This window comes from Marinobacter changyiensis, from assembly GCF_009193265.1.
Classification (GTDB): domain Bacteria; phylum Pseudomonadota; class Gammaproteobacteria; order Pseudomonadales; family Oleiphilaceae; genus Marinobacter; species Marinobacter changyiensis.
In genome coordinates this window covers 1,129,370-1,143,444 of sequence record NZ_VZZZ01000001.1, presented here as the reverse complement: position 1 = coordinate 1,143,444, position 14,075 = coordinate 1,129,370, and the positions used below count along the sequence as shown (strand labels likewise).

13 protein-coding genes are annotated in these 14,075 nt (G+C 58.9%); 4 read left to right on the top strand and 9 right to left on the bottom strand.

Annotation, left to right across the window (positions count from 1 at the left end; all coding sequences use genetic code 11):
- Positions 1 to 2: 2 nt before the first annotated feature.
- Positions 3 to 362, bottom strand: coding sequence for a DUF6164 family protein (locus F6Y09_RS05495; RefSeq protein WP_152205869.1), 360 nt, complete (start codon positions 360 to 362; stop codon positions 3 to 5).
- A 122-nt stretch (positions 363 to 484) separates the two neighbouring features.
- Here F6Y09_RS05495 and F6Y09_RS05490 point away from each other — a divergent pair, with 122 nt between their 5' ends.
- The 4 genes from F6Y09_RS05490 to F6Y09_RS05475 all read left to right on the top strand — a co-directional run bounded on the left by F6Y09_RS05490 (position 485) and on the right by F6Y09_RS05475 (position 4,972).
- Complete coding sequence (locus F6Y09_RS05490) at positions 485 to 1,879, top strand: DUF2868 domain-containing protein (protein ID WP_179959344.1); 1,395 nt, start codon at positions 485 to 487, stop codon at positions 1,877 to 1,879.
- Positions 1,876 to 3,306: a GTPase/DUF3482 domain-containing protein gene (locus tag F6Y09_RS05485; RefSeq protein WP_152205867.1), complete on the top strand. Its 1,431-nt coding sequence runs from the start codon at positions 1,876 to 1,878 to the stop codon at positions 3,304 to 3,306. Before F6Y09_RS05490 ends, F6Y09_RS05485 begins: the two co-directional genes overlap by 4 nt.
- Before the next feature lie 53 nt (positions 3,307 to 3,359).
- On the top strand, positions 3,360 to 3,758 hold the full coding sequence (locus tag F6Y09_RS05480; protein WP_152205866.1) for an ectoine synthase: 399 nt from the start codon (positions 3,360 to 3,362) through the stop codon (positions 3,756 to 3,758).
- 68 nt (positions 3,759 to 3,826) lie between these two features.
- Complete coding sequence (locus F6Y09_RS05475; RefSeq protein ID WP_246180316.1) at positions 3,827 to 4,972, top strand: MFS transporter; 1,146 nt, start codon at positions 3,827 to 3,829, stop codon at positions 4,970 to 4,972.
- 87 nt (positions 4,973 to 5,059) lie between these two features.
- Here the strand turns inward: F6Y09_RS05475 and F6Y09_RS05470 are convergent, their stop codons facing one another.
- The 8 genes from F6Y09_RS05470 to F6Y09_RS05435 all read right to left on the bottom strand — a co-directional run bounded on the left by F6Y09_RS05470 (position 5,060) and on the right by F6Y09_RS05435 (position 14,056).
- Positions 5,060 to 6,235, bottom strand: coding sequence for a type III PLP-dependent enzyme (locus tag F6Y09_RS05470; protein ID WP_152205865.1), 1,176 nt, complete (start codon positions 6,233 to 6,235; stop codon positions 5,060 to 5,062).
- A gap of 173 nt (positions 6,236 to 6,408) precedes the next feature.
- A complete protein-coding gene (locus tag F6Y09_RS05465; protein WP_152205864.1) occupies positions 6,409 to 6,612 on the bottom strand; it encodes a DUF3185 family protein in 204 nt (67 codons plus the stop codon).
- Positions 6,613 to 6,694: 82 nt separating this feature from the next.
- Positions 6,695 to 7,510: an ATP-grasp domain-containing protein gene (locus tag F6Y09_RS05460; RefSeq protein ID WP_152205863.1), complete on the bottom strand. Its 816-nt coding sequence runs from the start codon at positions 7,508 to 7,510 to the stop codon at positions 6,695 to 6,697.
- Between the two features lie 66 nt (positions 7,511 to 7,576).
- On the bottom strand, positions 7,577 to 10,054 hold the full coding sequence (gene hrpB, locus F6Y09_RS05455; protein ID WP_152205862.1) for an ATP-dependent helicase HrpB: 2,478 nt from the start codon (positions 10,052 to 10,054) through the stop codon (positions 7,577 to 7,579).
- A 13-nt stretch (positions 10,055 to 10,067) separates the two neighbouring features.
- Positions 10,068 to 11,273: a YbfB/YjiJ family MFS transporter gene (locus tag F6Y09_RS05450; RefSeq protein ID WP_152205861.1), complete on the bottom strand. Its 1,206-nt coding sequence runs from the start codon at positions 11,271 to 11,273 to the stop codon at positions 10,068 to 10,070.
- 100 nt (positions 11,274 to 11,373) lie between these two features.
- Entirely contained in the window at positions 11,374 to 12,036 is a 663-nt protein-coding gene (locus F6Y09_RS05445) for an SCO family protein (protein WP_152205860.1), read from the bottom strand.
- Between the two features lie 20 nt (positions 12,037 to 12,056).
- Positions 12,057 to 12,968 (bottom strand): heme o synthase, encoded by a 912-nt coding sequence (cyoE, locus tag F6Y09_RS05440; RefSeq protein ID WP_152205859.1) that lies wholly within the window; start codon positions 12,966 to 12,968, stop codon positions 12,057 to 12,059.
- Positions 12,965 to 14,056, bottom strand: a complete 1,092-nt coding sequence (locus tag F6Y09_RS05435) for a COX15/CtaA family protein (protein ID WP_425481802.1) — start codon at positions 14,054 to 14,056, stop codon at positions 12,965 to 12,967. Before F6Y09_RS05435 ends, cyoE begins: the two co-directional genes overlap by 4 nt.
- Positions 14,057 to 14,075 lie beyond the last annotated feature (19 nt).

Sequence of the window (14,075 nt, the reverse complement as noted above, 5' to 3'; positions counted from 1 at the left end):
ATTCAAAGGCTGACGAACGGTGCCACCGTCAGCAACAGAATCACCGCAATAGCCAAACACACGGCCAGGATGGTCGCAGGTCGCTGCCGGAAGCGCTGCCATAGCCCGGGCACCCTGCCCGCCTGCTGATCCTGCTCGAACGACAACCGCTGGTTCTGGAAGCGCTCACGCTGGTAATCCGCAAGCAACGCTTTGGCACGGGCCGCTTCATCCGGGTCATGGACCCAGAACCCGCCCATGCTGATGCCCCAACGACTCGGAGGCGTCTCGTAGTAACGCACTTCATGCGCCTCGAACAACGCGCGGATTTCCTCCGCCTCATCATCGGGCACATGTCGAAGGTTCATCAGGTGGTGTGTCATAGGCGAATCTGGATTGTTGCAAGATGAAGGCTTTATCCTAGCATCTGTTGATGCGGTTGGCTTGGCAGGGCCAGGACGGATCAGGTTACACTCAGCGGCTAAACCCACGTACAGGACACTTCATGCCCAAGGCAACGCTGACGCTGCTACTGGATTTTGATGATCAGGTGCAAAAGGATCAGGGTCAGACCGCCGCGTTTCTGCACCGTCGCGATCGCAAGTTTGCCTTGGCCTGTGAGGCCGATGGCCGCCACCCGGGACCGGCCAACTGGCTCGCGTACCTTGGCGGATTTAACCGCGAGCGCCAGATTGGCGGGTCAGACCCACGTCTGCGGGTCTGGCGCCGGGTCAATCTGGCGTTTATTGCCGTCGGCACGTTGCTGGGTCTGGTGACCATGCTGGGGCTGCTGTTTTACGATGGCAGCGGGCAGATCAACGTCACCGTCATTTTAGGGTTTGTGTTACTCCAGGTTAGCCTCGCGGCGTTGACCAGCCTGCAGTCTTTTTTTGGCTGGCGTCCCTGGGGCCAGCTGCCGGATATGATCGCCCGCCGTCTCGGCCGGGCCCGTCCGTCAGGTACAGTGCTTCGCCAGCTGCAACCGCAGTTGTCAGCCCGCGCTGCCCACGCCGGTGGTCTCGCGTTCGGCATCAGTGGCTTGCTGACGTTGCTCGGTCTGGTTGTGGTGCAAGATCTGGCCTTTGGCTGGAGCACAACCTTAAGCACCGCACCGGAAGCTTTTCATCGGCTGGTCCAGACCCTCGCCTGGCCGTGGCAGAGTCTGTGGCCCGCGGCGGTACCCTCGCTGGAACTGGTGGCAGAGTCCCGCTTCTATCGGATCGAAGATGCCGGGGGCTCGACAGCGCCAGCCCGTTGGGGTGACTGGTGGCCTTTTGTGGCGATGGTGTGGCTGTGCTACATCATTCTGCTCAGGTTCATTCTCCTGATGGTGGCAATATCACACCTGGAACTCAGGGCGAGACGCCTGCTGGCCCGTCATCCCGGCCTCAAGACACTGCTTTACCGTATGGAGACTCCTGCACTGGAAACCGGGAACGCGCACTCCGATGCGGCCGATCAGCCGCAGATGACAACTTCAATCCACACGCATCCGCTGCCCAATGCCAGCGTTGCGATTCGCTGGGCGGGCGCCGGGGATAACCAGTTGGCCAGTTCCCTGCTGAAAAGCGAACAACACCTGGTGCTGGCTGCGGGTGGCGCTGCCACACTGACGGACGATCATGAAACCCTTCAGCAGGCGCGCTTGACCCTGGGGTCCGGCGAGCCCAGGGCGGCGCTGATTCTGACCCATGCCTGGGAGCCGCCCACGGGTGAGTTGGCGGATTTTCTGGCGGAGGCTCTCCAACAATGGCCCCAAACCACCCATATTGCCCTGGTACCGGTCGGAGCAGCTCCCGATACGCCGCCGGAGCATCAGGTCGCCCAGTGGCTGCGTTTCACCGAACGGTTGGGCCATACCCGGCTCAGCGTCAGCCTTGCCAGCGGAGAACCGTCATGACAGCAGGTCCTGTTTTTGCAGTGGTGGGTCACCCGAACAAAGGCAAGTCCAGCGTGGTGGCGACCTTGTCCCAGAACGATGCCATTGCGATTGCGCTGGAACCGGGAACAACCCGGCAAAGCCAGGCCTACCCCCTGACCGTCGACGGGGAAACTCTCTACACCCTGGTCGACACTCCGGGCTTCCAGCGACCCAGAAAGGTACTCGAATGGCTGCAGGCCCACAGCCTGACCGCCTCAGACCGGGCAGAAACCGTAGCGGCTTTCGTGACCCAACACCGGAACGACGCCCGCTTTCATGATGAATGTGAACTGCTCGCGCCCCTTGTCGAAGGCGCAGGGATCATCTATGTCGTTGACGGCTCGGTTCCGTATAGCGCGGAAAACGAAGCTGAAATGACGATTTTGCGCTGGACCGGCCAGCCCAGTCTGGCACTGATCAACAGTATTGGCCCGGATGATTACAGTGAGACCTGGCAGGCGGCACTGGGTCAGTTTTTCCAGGTGGTGCGCCGGTTTGATGCGGTACGTGCGCCGTTTGACCAGCATCTGAGCCTGCTGAAGGCATTTGGACAGCTTGAACCCGCCTGGGAGCAACCGCTGGAACGCGCGGTTCGGCACCTTCGGGACCAGCGGATGAGGCGTCGTGAACAAACCGCCGGCCTCATTGCCAAAGCCCTGGAAGAGATGATGACCTGGCGTGAGCAACGCACCTTTACCGCCGGGCGCTTGCCAGGCCAGTCCGATGATGAACTGGCTGTCAGTCTTCGCGAACGCTGGTACAAGCACCAACGCCAACGGGAGCAGGCACTCAGGCTGGCTATCGAACGACTTTATCAGCACAACCGGATTCAGCGTCAGGAAGCGGAGCTGACCTGGCACAGTGACCACGATCTGTTCAGTGAGAAAAGCCGCCGGGCCTGGGGTGTCAGCCGGGCCTATCTGACCACCGCCGGCTTCGGTGCCGGGGCTCTCGGAGGCGTTGGCATCGATGCCGTGACCCTGGGCACCTCTCTGGGTGCCGGTGCACTGGTCGGAGGTCTGATTGGTGCAGCTGGCAGTTATTTCTATGGCGATCGCCTCGCGTTGTCGGCCCTCAAGCTCGGCCCCCTCCGTGAAGGGCTGCAAACAGCCACCTTCGGACCGGTGCAGGACAGCCAGTTCGGTTACATCATACTGGGCCGCGCCATTGATCACTGGTGGCACATCAGCCACCGAAACCATGCTGGCAGGGACCCCCTGGACCTGGTACCCACCGAAAGCCACTGGTTGCAACACCTGAATCGCACCAGTCGCAATACTATCCAGAAATGCTTTGATAAATGTCGCAGGAACAAAGAACTGGACGGAAAATCCAGGCATGAACTGGAGCTCGCAATAGCAGCTGCCCTGGACGCCTACGACGAATGGCGATTGAACCCGGCATGACAGACAGGATTATCCTGTTAGACTGAATACTCAACACAAAAAAGGGGATCATTATGAAAATTGTCAGAGTCCAGGATATTATCGGAACCGAGCGCGAAGTTAAGGGCGTGGATTCACCTTGGGTAAGTCGCCGGTTACTGCTCAAAAAAGAAGGCATGGGTTTTTCATTCCATGAAACCATCATCCCGGCCGGTTCTGAACACGAATTCTGGTACAAGAATCATCTTGAGGCGGTTTACTGTGTCTCCGGCAATGGCTCCATCACCGATCTGGAAACCGGCGAAACCCACCAGATTACCGACGGCACTCTTTATGCGCTGGACAAGCATGACAAACACCAGCTGCACGGTGGCACCGAGGACATGCGCCTGATCTGTGCCTTCAACCCGCCGGTCACCGGGCAAGAAACCCACGACGCCGACGGCGCTTACAGCCTGGTAGACGATGACTGAAACGACGGCCCTGTACCGTTGTTTTGATTGATCAGAGACCCGTCCAGCCTGCCGCAAGCAACCTCTGGTTGGCAGCGATTCTATTGTGGCTGGCCGGGCTCTACCTTCGCATACCCCTCTTGGTGGCGCCGGCTCTGGCACCGTTCATCGCTGATGAACTGATGCTGAGTCAGGCCCTCACTGGCGCCCTGACCACCTTACCGGTGCTGATGCTGGCTATCGGCTCAATGCCCGGTTCTCTGGCAATTTCCCGCTTTGGCCCCCGCAATACCCTGGCGCTATCACTGGTTATTGTTGCTCTTGGGTCCGCCAGCCGAGGCCTTGCACCGGACACCTTCGTATTGATGGCTGCGAGCGCCGTGATGGGGTTAGGTATCTCCATGATGCAGCCCTCGCTGCCCGCACTGTTGCCCCGCTGGCTGGAAGCCCGCCACCTTGCCATGGGGTCAGCGATCTACATGAACGGTATGCTGATGGGGGAATTCATCGGTGCCGGCGTTACCCTGCCTCTGGTCATGCCCGCGCTCGATAACAGCTGGCGGCTTACTTTACTGGCCTGGTCATTGCCGGCACTGATAGTGGCCGGGCTGCTGTATCTTCCGATCCGGGATCGCAACCGGCCGGTTGCCAGACCCGCCTGGTTGCCGGACTGGACCAACCCGCTAACGCTGCGCCTGGGTTTACTGCTCGGTTGTTCCGGCTCACTGTTTTTCGGCGTCAACGCTTATATGGCCAACCTGCTCGAGCAGCGCGACGAACTCGCCAATCTGGCAGACGCGCTGTTCTGGTTCAACCTCGCCCAGGTTGCGGCCTCACTGGTGATGTTGAAGATGGCCCGCGCCTGGGTAGGGAGGAAAAACCTGATCCTGAGCGTGGCAACGATCAGCCTGATGTCCCTGGCCGGTATGATTCTGAGCACCGGCTGGCTCAGCATTGCTTTTGCAGTCTGCATGAGCTTTACCGCGGGCATCATGCTGATTCTGCTGGTCGCATTGCCACCCCTGCTGGTGGCCAGCGCAGATACCGGCCGCCTGTCGGCGGGAAATTTTCTGGTGGGCTACACGTTATCCTTTGCGGTACCAATGGTAGGTGGGGTGTTTGCCGACGCCACCGGAGACACCCGCCTGGCACTGGTCACCATCCTGGTCTTTGGTGTGTTGGTACTGCCGGTGGCCTGGTCGCTGGATCTACGCCGTCAGGCCGCTTCGACCTGAATAACCGGCGTCCGACCGCACATCAGGGCAATAAAAAAAGCTGGCAACAGTGGCCAGCCTTCAAATTTTCAAATCAGCACCGTCAGTTCAGATGTAATAGTCTTTCAGCGGCGGGAAGCCGTTGAATTCTACCGCACTGTAGGTGGTGGTGTAGGCTCCCGTGGAAAGCCAGTACATGCGGTCACCAATGGCCAGGTTCAGGGGCAGGCCGTATTTATAATGCTCATACATGATATCGGCACTGTCACAGGTTGGCCCGGCAATCACCACGTCTTCATGCTCACCGGTTTTTTCAGTGTAGATCGGGAACTTGATGGATTCATCAAGGGTTTCGATCAGGCCGGAGAACTTGCCCACATCGGTAAATACCCAGCGGTGCAGGGCAGTCCGGGATTTACGGGAGATCAGCACCACTTCGCTGACCAGCACCCCGGCGTTGGATATCAGTGAGCGACCGGGCTCAATGATAATTTCCGGGAAATCATCGCCGAAATCTTCACGGATAAAACGCTCGATCTCTTCCGCGTAAATCTTCAATTCATTGGTACGGTTAATGTAGTTGGCCGGAAAGCCGCCGCCCATGTTGATCATTTTGAGCTCGATGCCATCTTCTTCTTTCAGCCGTTCGAAGATGATCTTGACCTTGCCCAGCGCCGCATCCCAGGCGCCGATTTCCCGCTGCTGAGAGCCCACGTGGAAGGACACCCCGTAAGGCACCAGGCCCAGATCACGGGCAAGGATCAACAGATCCATGGCCATATCGGTCTGACAGCCGAACTTGCGAGAAAGCGGCCAGTCCGCCGTCAGGGTACCTTCCGTCAGAATGCGCACATAGATTTTTGAGCCAGGCGCTGCCTTGGCAATATTGCGCAGGTCGGCTTCAGAATCGGTGGCATACATCCGCACACCTTTTTCATAAAAGCTGCGGATGTCGCGGCTCTTCTTGATGGTGTTGCCGTAGCTGATGCGATCCGGAGTCACACCATGAGACATCACTTTTTCCAGCTCGTAGATCGAGGCGATATCAAAGTTGGCGCCTTTGTCCCGCAACATCGTGAGCACTTCCGGTGCCGGGTTGGCCTTCACTGCATAGTAAACGCTGGCGTAGGGAAAACCTTCTGTCAGTTCATCATACTGGCGGTTGATGGTCGCCGTATCGATGACCACAAAGGGGGTTTCCTTGGTATCCGCCAGAGCCTTGATGCGGCTGAAGGTGGCGGCATCGTAGTAGTCGGAGAGCTGGATGGATGTCTGATCACTCATTGGTGGGGGTTCCTCCCATGGGGACAACGGACCAAAAATAAAGGCATCCGGAACTGCACGACGGATGCCGATTGGCGCGAAATTTAGGGCTTTGCGTTAACCGGGGCTATCAGCATATCTACCCACCTCCGCCGGTGCGGCTATTGACGAGCTGGGGCTGGTCCGGAAATGTTCTAGCGTTTCAGTACCGCCAGAAAGATACCTGCTACCGCAGCGGCAGCGCCGCCGATCAGGTAAAACATGGTTTCATCGGTAAAGCGCCCGGTGAACGTCTCCGAAATCTGCTCACCGACGGATTCGGTGGACTGCCAGCCGAAAAACAGCAACAGAATGCCTACCAACAGTAACACCAGACCTATTACCTTTCGTCCTGCCATTCAATTCTCCTTTTATATTTTTTTTAACAGCACGTTAGCGTGCTTTCACGCTTTAAGAAAGATGCTTTCACCGCGTGAAACCTTAACCCGCTATGCGCCACAATGGTACCGGACTGACTGGCTCGTCCGGATCCTTGGGTTCGAGCTGAGCACCCAGGTAATGCAACATGGTTTCCTGAACCCGTTTTCCGGCCAGGCCCTGATTACCGAACAGACGATTGAACTCCAGCAGATACGGGTAGTCGCCCACCATGGCAATATCAAAACCGGCATGGTTGACATCAAGATCCCGGGCAACCTGCAGAGCCAGCGCGGTGGCACTATCGGGCACTTGGTCAGCGCCGACCCAGCCACCTCGTGCAACGTTGTTATAAAAGCCCTGAGGGGCCTGGTGGCGCCAGTAAGCCGACACCACCTGATCACCCACCACGACTACTCGAATATCGCGATCAATTGGCAAGTACTCCTGCACATACAGCACGTCGGCGCTCTCATAGTAGCGACGCCAGTCCTCTGCGCTTTCAATCAGCCAGACCCCCTCCCCCATACTGGCTTTCGGGTGCTTGGCAACAAAGGGCAAAGACATGGTTTGCCAGACCTGCTCCCGCTCTTCAGGGCCATTGGCGAGGATCAGCGTCCAGGGCGTATGAAGTGCTGCAACGGTCTGAAACGCTCGGGTCATCTCGATCTTGTCGTGCCCGATCCGATAGCTGGAAATACTGGGAAACACCCGACATTTCAGGCCATGAACCAGGGCATTGAGCTGCCAGTACTCCGGGAACAACACCCAGTCTGCCTGCTGCAACAGCTCTTTGTGTTGGAGAAACTGCTCCGGTTTGAGTATCTGGGTGTTCGGCAGGCCCAGGGTACGAAAAATGTTGAACGAAACAAGGTGCATGGCGGCTTGACAACTGACCAAAGACGCCGAGCATTCTATGCCGGTTTCGGTGTTAAGCAAGCATTATCAGAAGCCCTGTTTCTTGGTGCCCATTCTTGCCTCCGCTTGCAACGGATTTTCCGGCCAGGGATGCTTGGGATAGCGGCCGCGCATGTCTTTGCGGACCTCCGGATAGGTATTTTGCCAGAAGCTCGCGAGATCGCTGGTGATGGCCAGTGATCGACGGGCAGGTGATAGCAGGTGAATAACCACCGCAACCCGGCCATCTGCAATGCGCGGAGTCTGCTGCCATCCAAACAACGTTTGCAGCTTGGCCGCCAGTGCCGGCCCGCCTTCAGACGTGTAGTCCAGGGGCACACTTTGACCGGCGGGTATCACCAGGGCCTCCGGCGCCAGTTGGTTCAGTAGATGCTGCTGATCATAGCTGAGTAAATTGGCCAAAGCCGGCAACAAATCCAGCTTTTGTAAGTCCGACCAGCGGTTCAGGCCCGGCATAAACGGACCTAACCAGTCCGCCAGCGTTGCCACTAGCTGAGGTTCGCTGACATCCGGCCAACCGTCGCCGAACTGTTTACGTAGCAGGGTCACCCTGGCACACCACTGTCGAGCTTGGGATGACCAGGGCAAACTGTCCAGCCCTTTGGTAACAACTGCATCCAGTAGTGCCCGCTGGATCAGCGCCGGGGCAGGTTGGGGCAATACCTGTTCGGCCAGCACCAGCTTGCCGAGGCGCAGTTGGCGGCGGGCAACAACGGTACCTCGATGCTCGTCCCAGTTCACCTCATCGAGCGTCACCAGGCGCTGACTGAAGTCTTCCTCCAACCACGATGGCTCCAACGGAGCCGCCAGATAGATCAACGCTTCCCGGGCCTGGCCATCAAGCTCGGCACAGGCCAGCCACTCGTAACGCGCCAGTGGGTCCTCGGCCCGGAGCACCGCCCCTCGACCGTTACTGAGCAGATAGCGACCCGATTGCCCGGCTCGCTGGCGCGCGATACGATCCGGGTAAGCAAGTGCTAACAAACGTCCCACTGTTTCAGCACTCACGGTATCACAGCAATCTCCGGATCCGGGCTGTACCCAGCGCTGGACGGCTTTGCGGATAGCGGCGAGTCGCCCTGCATCAAGCCCGGGCATCCGTTCCTCACCCCGCAGTACCCGAACCCGCTGGTGCATATCCGCGCCACCGCGCTGGCCCAGCAGGTCGCGCTCTTCCAGCAAGGCGGTCAACTGTGCCGATAATACCGGCCAACCCAGGGACCGGCCCCGCAACATCATATGGGCGAGTCGCGGATGACAGCCCAGGTTGCGGGCTGCTATACCGAGCCCGGTTATGGCGCCATGAACATCAAGCAGGTCCAGCCACTTCAGCAAATCGACCGCTTGCTGCCAGTGTGCCGGCGGCGGTGGATCAATCCAGGCCAGATCATCCGGGGAACGGGCGCCCCACTGGGCCAGTTCCAGCACCATGGCGGTCAGATCTGCCTGCTGTATTTCCGGCGGCGTGAACTCCCTCAGGCCGAACTGTTCGGCTTCGCCCCAAAGGCGGTAGCACACGCCCGGCTCGATCCTTCCGGCCCGGCCCTTACGTTGTTCCGCCGCCGCCCGGGAGACCCGCTGAGTCACTAACCGTGTCATGCCACTGTTGGCGTCGAACACCCCACGACGCTGTTGGCCACTATCAACGACAACCCGGATGCCCTCAATGGTCAGACTGGTTTCGGCAATGGCCGTGGCCAGGACAACCTTGCGCTCACCCTTGGCGGCAGGGGCAATGGCCAGATCCTGCTGCGTGTTGGTCAGGTTGCCGTAGAGCGGAGCGAGGTGGGTGTGTGCTGGTAATGTACCTCGCAGTGCCTGTTCGGTACGTCTGATTTCGCCGGCACCGGGCAGAAACACCAGCAACGACCCTGACTCTGTACTCAACACCTGCTGGATAACCGCTACAACCTGGTCAGGCAATCGGGTGCGGCCGGTCACCGGGACATAGTGCACGTCCACCGGAAACGCTCTGCCTTCGCTGCTCAGTACCGGTGCATCGTTCAATAAGCGGGCGAGGGGTGCGGTGTCGAGTGTGGCGGACATCACCACGACTCTGAGATCTTCCCGTAAGGCTTGCTGGGCTTCACGTACCAGCGCCAGGCCAAGGTCAGCCTGCAGGGAACGTTCGTGGAATTCATCGAACAGGATTGCGGCATAGCGCTCCAGGGCGGGATCATCCTGGATCAGCCGGGTCAGGATACCTTCGGTCACCACTTCAATGCGGGTCTGATGGGAAATCTGGCTATCGAGCCGAGTCCGGTACCCGACCCGCTGGCCCGGTTGTTCCCCCAGTTGCGATGCCATGAACCTGGCTGCCGACCTTGCCGCCAGGCGACGAGGCTCCAGCATCAGGATGGCTTTACCTTGCACCCAGTCGGCCTGTAAAAGAGCCTGCGGCACGCGGGTGGTCTTGCCGGCGCCCGGGGGAGCCTGCAGTAGTACCGTGTTTCGGGTGGCCAGTACCTCCAACAGCTGGGGCAGCATTGCATCTATCGGTAACATGGCTAACGGCCCCTCAATGACACTTCCAGCTTTCAGGCCGGGGCACCAGGAACGCAAACAGCAGACCCAAAGCCAGCGCGCCTACTCCTATCCAGAACGCACTGTCGAGAGTACCCCCCAGATCGAGCCATTTTTTGGCCAACCAGGGGCCCGCCATTTGCGCAAATCCATAAAGTGCCACCAGGGCGGCCGAAAGCCGCGGCCCCTGATGCGGGTGCATGGCACGGCCAACCCGCTGAGTCAGAAGCACGGTGCCAATGAAGGTGCCACCGACCAAAGCCGCGCAGATTACAACTCCCACCGCTCCCGGCAACAGAACTGCCGCCAACACCCCCAGTAACTGCACCATGAAATTGAGGCGTAACGCCGGCAGGTCGCCCATGCGGCCGCCAAGATAGTTCCAGAGCCAGGTAGAGGGCAGCGTGGCCAGGGCAACTATGAGCCAGGCCCCGTCGATAAGCCAGTCTCCGGGCGAAAGCTGCTGGCGGGCCAGCAAGGGCAGGAAAGTCATCGGCAGAATATAGCCAAGGCCGGCGCCGGCGTAGGCCAGGAACAGGGGGATGCTGGCACGGTCCAACAAAGGCGTTTTGGCGATGAGAGATCCGTCTTCACGCCTGGGCTGCTCCGGAAGCTCAAGCTGAAGCATCCGGTGAACACCCCACCAGGCCAGGGGCAGTGACAGCAATGCCGCGGGCCACCAACGCGAAGCCCCCACCAGAATATCCGACGTTGCGGTCACCAGCGTGCTTGAGAGCAACAAGCCGGCACCCACACCAATGTAGACCAGACCACTCATAGCGGCGCGTCGGCGTACCACCAGCCACTCCAGGAGCAAGGCCGGAGCCTGAACAAACACCGCGCCATTGGCCACGCCATTCAACCATCTGGAGGCCGCAATCGGCCCTGCCTGGTCGAGTTGAGTCTGGGCCAGTGTTGTCAACACGTGAACAGCCAGCGCCAGGGGCAGAACCAGGCGAATATGCTCGACTCGGTGCCACCGGACCGCCAACAGTGCCCCCACCAAGTAACCCAGGTAGTTCCAGGTGGCGATCACGGCGCCTTGCTGCGCAGTGATTTGACCGTCATCCACCAGATACGGCAGCAACGGGGTGAAAATGAACCGTCCCAATCCGTGGGTAACGAGTAACAAAACGATCACTGCCACGATAGCGGTCAGCACATCACGGCGGGAGGTATCCGGTGTAAATCGATCAACCATGCAAAGACACCATGAAGAGAACAAACCGACAAGTGTATGCGCTTGTCGGCATCCTGCAAAGGCGACTTCAGGGCAAGGTTACCAGCGCACTGTGTTGGCGTCAGCCGGCTCGGGGCTGCTGAGCCTTGGCCCATTCGTAGATTTTCTCGAAGGCTTCTGCAACCGTTTCCGGCGTATGGGGAGGCTGCAGGACGGCTGCCATCTGGCCAGCCGGGTTGATTAGCGCCAGGTGCCCGCTATGGTCAACGTAAGTCACGCCCTCTGTCTCGCGATGCAGAAAAACGGCATTCAGGCTTTTGGCGAGGCCCCTGATAGCGTCCATCTCTCCGGTAACCCCATGAAAATCGGGGCCGAAGAAAGCCAGATACTGTTGCAGTTTTTCCGGCGAATCGTGCTCCGGGTCCGCACTGATCAGCAAATAATCGGGCTGAGGCAGATCAGCGGGTATCAATTTGTCCGCTTGCCGCAACATCGCCATCGTGGCAGGACAGATGTCCGGGCAGTTCGTATAGCCGATAAAAGCGAACGTCCAGCGACCTTTCAGATCGGCCTCGGTTACCGGTTCTCCGGTTTCGCTGATCAGCTCAAAGGCGGCTACAGGGCGGCCCTCGTCATACACAAAAGTGTTTATCGTACTGAGATCCGGCGCCGGCAGGGGTTCGGTGCTGGAGGACTGCATGACCTGGCGGGAGACCACAAAGCCAAAAATCAGGGCGACCGCCAACACCAACATCATCACGGTACGACCAATCGCGCTGCTCATAACTGCTCCACAACCTGGGCTTAAAAGTAGATAAAGTGATCGACCAGCAAAAACACAAACAGCACCATCAGATAAGTAATGGAGTACTTGAAGGTGGCCAGTGCCACCATTCGGTCATCGCCTCTGAGCAACCGCACGGCGTACTGAAGAAAACGCAGACCCAACACCACGGCGCCCACCAGATAGATCGGGCCAGACATACCCGTAACGAACGGAAGTAAGCTGACGGCGAGCATCATAAGGGTATAGAGCACGATGTGGATTTCGGTGTACCGGTTGCCATGGGTCACCGGCAACATGGGAATCCCGGCCTTCGCGTATTCTTCTTTGCGATGAATCGCCAACGCCCAGAAGTGTGGCGGCGTCCAGGCAAAAATGATCAGGACCAGCAACAGGGCATGACCCTCTACCTGGCCGGTGACGGCCGTCCAACCCAATAACGGAGGCATCGCGCCGGCAAGCCCGCCGATGACGATATTCTGCGGCGTTGCTCGTTTGAGGTAGAGCGTGTAAACACCGGCATACCCCACCAGCGAAGCCAATGTCAGCCAGGCGGTGAGCGCGTTGACTTGCCACACCAGAATCACCATGCCCGCCAGAGCCAAAGAGGTGGCGAATACCAGGGCGTCGAAGGGGCTGATCTTACCCGTAGCGACCGGGCGTTTCCGGGTCCGGGCCATTACAGTATCAATCTTCTGGTCTACAACATGGTTGATGACCGCGGCTGCGCCAGCCAGCAGTGCAATACCAATATTACCAAACACAAGTACGGACCAGTGGGGCACGCCGGGAGCTGCCAGCAACATGCCGATAACGGCTGTCAGCATCATCAGTGCCACAACCTTGGGCTTGGTCAGCTCGAGAAAATCCTTCCAGGAGATTTTCTGAATGCCGTTACCCTCGATGGTTAGGGTTTTGGCGTGCTCACTCATGCGGTAGCCTCCTGATGTCTTGTTTTTGTGTCACTGGTTTTTACGCGGTGTTCACGCCGACAACCCTGAAGACGCCACAATAGATTGACCACACTGATGAGCAAGCCGGCCCCCATCGCATTGTGGGCAACGGCGACAGATAGCGGGATGTGGAACACTACATTAGCGAGGCCAAGCAGAATCTGAGCACACAATACCACGGCTACCAGCCCGACGGCTGCCCGCAACGGGTTGTTTTTGGTACGGCGCCATAATGCCGAAAGCAGACCCGCGAAGTAAACCAGAACTACCAATGCGCCAATCCGGTGGGTCATATGAATGGCGACCCGACCATCGGCAGTAAGCTGTCCGCCCAGGTAGTTAGGGCCAACCGACTGGGTCACATCGAATCCATGCTGGAAGTCCATCTCGGGCCACCACTGGCCCTGGCAGGTCGGTAATTCGGTACAGGCTACTGCGGCATAATTGGCGGCCGTCCAGGCGCCCAGGGCAATCTGGAGAATGACCAGCATCAATCCGCCGTAAAGCCAGGGCCGCAGACGTGCCAGGGAGGCTGACCTGGAGGGCTCAATACCCGGTTTCCGACCCCGCAGCCGAAGCGTAAGCAACGCCAGCAGGCTCAGTGTGGTAAAGCCCCCCAACAAATGCAGCGCCACCACCTGTGGCCAGAGCTTGAGGGTGACCGTCCACATGCCGAACGCCCCCTGCAGCAAAATCAGGCAAGCCAGAAAAACCGGCAGACGCACGGGAACACCTGCTTTGCGGTGATGGATGCTGTAACCGGCGATCCCGAACACGATCAACCCAAGCACGCCGGCGGCATAACGGTGGATCATTTCTGGCCAACCCTTGGCCACCTCGACCGGAGTGTCCGGAAAACGGGCCTCTGCAATGGCAATACTGGCTTCGCTCTGGGGCACACCGATAAAGCCATAACAGCCTGGCCAATCCGGGCAGCCCAGCCCAGCATCGACGAGCCGGGTCCAGGCTCCTAGCATTATAACCACCACCGCAAACAAGGTGGCGACAAGTGCCGCCCGGCCCAGCCGTTGCAACCGGTCAATTTCGTAGAAAGTATTTTTGTTCAACGTACCGCCCTCGGGTGTG